This window comes from Daeguia caeni (assembly GCF_042653845.1).
GTDB classification, from domain to species: Bacteria; Pseudomonadota; Alphaproteobacteria; order Rhizobiales; family Rhizobiaceae; genus Brucella; species Brucella caeni.
In genome coordinates, this window is the sequence record NZ_JBHSEL010000065.1 from 1 (window position 1) to 1,158 (window position 1,158).

Genomic DNA, 1,158 nt, shown 5'->3' on the forward strand with positions numbered 1-1,158 from the left:
CCGCCACCATCATTGGTGTCAGCGCGTTGAAGTAGACCTGATCCGGCGTCTGCCGGTCAAGGGATGAATGTGGGCGTCGGCTATTGTAAAAGGTCAGATATCGACCGATGCCGACGCGGGCCTCAGACACGGTCTTGTAGGCGTGGAGATAAACCTCCTCATATTTGATCGACCGCCAGAGCCGCTCGAGGAAGACATTGTCCCGCCACGCGCCCTTGCCATCCATCGAGATGGCGACTTCCGCCTTCTTCAGCACGGTGGTGAAGTCAATGGACGTGAACTGCGATCCCTGATCTGTGTTGAAGATATCCGGCTTGCCATAGCGGGCCAGCGCTTCCTCAACCGCTTCGATGCAGAAGGCCGCTTCCATCGTGATCGACAGTCGCCACGATAAAACCTTGCGGCTGAACCAGTCCACGACGGCGCAGAGATAGACAAAACCACGCGCCATGGGGATATAGGTCAGATCCATTGCCCACACCTGGTTGGGCCGGGTGACCGCCAGCTTGCGCAGGAGATAGGGATAGATTTTGTGCCCTGGCGCTGGCTTCGAGGTGTTCGGGCGGCGATAGATTGCCTCAATGCCCATCTTTTTCATCAGCGTTGCGATATGAAGCCGCCCAGTTTCCAGCCCTTCTCCTCTCAAAAGCCCTTGCAACATCCGACTTCCGGCAAAAGGGTAGTCGAGATGCAGTTCGTCGATCCGCCGCATCAAAGCCAGATCGCTGTCCGACACTGATCGTGGAGAATAGTAGACGCTGCTACGGCTGAAGCCGAGAAGCCGGGCCTGCCTTGCAACCGACAGCTTGTGCGCGCGGTCAATCATTTTTTTCCGCCCAGCAATCCCGCCTTGCCGAGCGCACCGGACAAAAAATCGTTCTCCAGCGTCAGTTCGCCGATTTTGGCATGAAGCGTTTTGACATCAACGGTTGGCCCTGTCGGTTCCGCCTTGTTCTCATCACCGAAAACGCCGGTCGCCCCCTCAAGGAGCTGGTCTTTCCACTGCTTAATCTGGTTGGCATGCACGTCGAACTGCTGGGACAATTCCACCAGTGTCTGCTCGCCTCGAATGGCGGCAAGCGCCACCTTTGCCTTGAAAGCCGGGCTGTGGTTCCGGCGTGGTCGTCTCGTCATGGTATCTCCTGTTCTCGGCATCTA

The 1,158-nt window shown here is 57.3% G+C and carries 1 protein-coding gene; it reads right to left on the minus strand.

The window, feature by feature from the left end; all coding sequences use genetic code 11:
• Window positions 1-1,134, minus strand: a protein-coding gene (locus ACFO1V_RS09400; protein WP_380075084.1) for an IS3 family transposase whose coding sequence is annotated in 2 segments (ribosomal slippage) — window positions 1-876 and window positions 876-1,134 — 1,135 coding nt annotated over the 2 segments. Because the reading frame shifts where the segments join, the coding sequence is not laid out codon by codon here. This gene is flagged as partial in the annotation.
• Between the last annotated feature and the right edge of the window lie 24 nt (window positions 1,135-1,158).